Raw genomic sequence first — 2,516 nt, 5'->3', positions numbered from 1 at the left:
GGACGAAACCGCTCTCGCGGTATTGGTGCTTGTGGTGGGTGTTGCGTGCTGATGTGAACGGCATGGATTTTGCGAACTGACCAACCTGTCAGACGATTGGCGCCTTCTCAATCTGACGACAGGAGGTTTCAATGTCAGAGCAACATATCCCACCGCTGCGCCGCCGTTTTCTTGAAGATATGCGGATCAAGGGGCTGCAGCCAAAAACCCAGACGATGTATTTGCGGGCGATGCGCGATTTTACAGGGTTTCTGGGTCATTCACCGGATAGCGCGACACCCGAGGAATTGCGCGCGTTCCAGCTGGACATGAAGGAGAAGGGCGTCGGCGCACCGACCTTCAACAACCGGCTGACGGTTCTGAGTTTCTTCTATGCGACGACCTGCCCGCGTCCGGAGATGAAGCAGCACATGCGGTATCAGCGCGCCGCGAAGAAGATCCCGGTTGTGCTCAGCGCCGAGGAGGTCACCCGCATTCTCGAAGCGGCACCTGGACCGGGGCTGAGATACCGGGCTGCCTTCAGCGTGGCCTACGGCGGCGGGCTCCGGGCGAGCGAGGTCACACATCTCAAGATCGGCGACATCGACAGCGACCGGATGCTGATCCGCATCGACCAGGGCAAGGGCCGCAAGGATCGCCACGTGATGCTGTCGCCGAGCCTGCTTGTCCTGCTGCGTGATTATTACCGCGAAGCCCGGCCGGCGGGCTGGTTGTTCCCGGGCCGCAACCGGGTCGACCCGATCTCGACACGGCAGTTCAACCGGGCCTTCGGTGTGGCCTGTGATTTTGCAGAGATCAAGAAGCGGGTCTCGCCCCATACGCTGCGACACAGCTTTGCCACGCATCTGCTGGAGGGTGGGACGGATATCCGGGTGATCCAAGTGCTGCTCGGGCACGCCAAGCTGGAAACCACGACAATCTATACCAAGGTTGCGACCAAGACGATCCGGGATGTGACCAGCCCGCTCGATCTGCTGGTGCGACGGGAGGCCGGCCCCGGATAGACCCCGGATCCGATGCCTCGTCCCAGACTGGAGGTTGCGGATATCTTCCGCGCTCATGGGCCGGTCTATCGCCGCGAACATGCCGGACACCTGAACCTTCCACAGTTGAAGGTCATGTCCGCGATTGAGAACTGCCGCACCGCCGCTCTCGGCGGGCATGTCGCTGCCTGCACAAAGTGCGATCACCAGCACATTGCATACAACTCCTGTCGCAATCGGCACTGCCCGAAGTGTCAGGGAGCAACCGCAAAAGACTGGATGCAGGCGCGCATCGAAGACCTTCTGCCGGTAGAGTACTTCCATGTGGTGTTCACGCTTCCGGCCCAGATTGCGGACATTGCCTTCCAGAACAAGGCGGAGGTCTATGGTCTGTTGTTCAAGGCGTCGGCGCAGACTCTGCTGACCATTGCGGCCGATCCAAAACACCTTGGTGCGCGGATCGGTATGACCTCGGTCTTGCATACCTGGGGCTCGGCGATGACGCACCATCCTCATGTGCATGTCATCGTACCGGGTGGCGGGCTGCCCCCGGACGGGTCCCGATGGGTCGCCTGTCGCCCGGGATTCTTCCTGCCGGTGAAGGTCCTGTCGCGGCTGTTCCGGCGTTTGTTCCTCGAGGGGCTGATCAGACTGCACAAAACGGGCAAGCTGGCCTTCTTCGGGAAACTGGCCGGACTGGCCGATCCCGATGCCTTCGCCTCCCATCTCGCGCCGCTGCGCAAAGCCAGCTGGGTTGTTTATGCCAAGCTACCCTTCGGCGGGCCGGAGGCCGTGCTGGCCTATCTGAGCCGATACACACACCGCGTCGCGATCTCGAACCACCGCCTCGTGAGTGCTGATGCCGATACCGTGGCTTTCCGCTGGAAAGACTACCGCATCAAACGTGGCGACCGGATGAAGACCATGCGCCTGCCCACGGACGAGTTCATCCGCCGTTTCCTGATCCACGTCCTGCCGTCGGGCTTCCACCGCATTCGCCACACAGGCTTCCTCGCAAATGGCATCCGGCGTGACAGGATCGCAACGATCAGGGGCTTACTCGATACAGAACCAAAACCCGGCCAAACGCCGGTCGAGGGGGAAAGTGACAACCCCGCAGGTCTGGATGCCCATCAGCCTTGCCCGAAGTGCGGCGGTGCCATGATCGTCATCGAGACCTTCACACGGGGCCAAACACCCAGATCCCGCGCACCGCCATGGGAGAACGCCGCATGATAAGACGCAAAAACCTGGCGTTTTCCTGTGCAGACACCGGACCAGTCAGTGCGGCCACCTCACGAGATCCCGCGTTGCAGCACGCCGGTGGAGGTAGGATAGAACGCTGGTCGGCCATGTACTGTCGGGAAAACCGACTTAACTGCGCGGTCTGTCGCCACAATGTGGTTCGCTCCGCCCCTCAGTCGATGCAGCCGTAACGCACTATCCCCATAGCACCGAGATCAGCCCGCGCTTTCCTCCTTGTCAGATTTGTCGCCGCTGCAGCTCCCGCTGACAGCAGCCACAAACCTTGGA

2 protein-coding genes are annotated in these 2,516 nt (G+C 61.3%); both read left to right on the top strand.

Features of this window, described 5'->3' with window-relative positions; translation table 11 throughout:
- Positions 1 to 131 precede the first annotated feature (131 nt).
- Entirely contained in the window at positions 132 to 1,004 is an 873-nt protein-coding gene (locus A8B82_RS07170; protein WP_067290159.1) for a tyrosine-type recombinase/integrase, read from the top strand.
- A 12-nt stretch (positions 1,005 to 1,016) separates the two neighbouring features.
- Positions 1,017 to 2,219: an IS91 family transposase gene (locus A8B82_RS07165; protein ID WP_067290157.1), complete on the top strand. Its 1,203-nt coding sequence runs from the start codon at positions 1,017 to 1,019 to the stop codon at positions 2,217 to 2,219.
- Positions 2,220 to 2,516 lie beyond the last annotated feature (297 nt).

The organism is Sulfitobacter sp. EhC04, assembly GCF_001650875.1.
Lineage (GTDB): Bacteria > Pseudomonadota > Alphaproteobacteria > Rhodobacterales > Rhodobacteraceae > Sulfitobacter.
Note: the sequence above shows the minus strand (reverse complement) of the source record. Positions and strands in the feature narration are given on the sequence as shown.

Bases quoted from the DNA above. Each gene is read 5' to 3' on its own strand.
- A8B82_RS07170 (WP_067290159.1), top strand. From the start codon at position 132: ATGTCAGAGCAACATATCCCACCGCTGCGCCGCCGTTTTCTTGAAGAT.
- A8B82_RS07165 (WP_067290157.1), top strand. From the start codon at position 1,017: ATGCCTCGTCCCAGACTGGAGGTTGCGGATATCTTCCGCGCTCATGGG.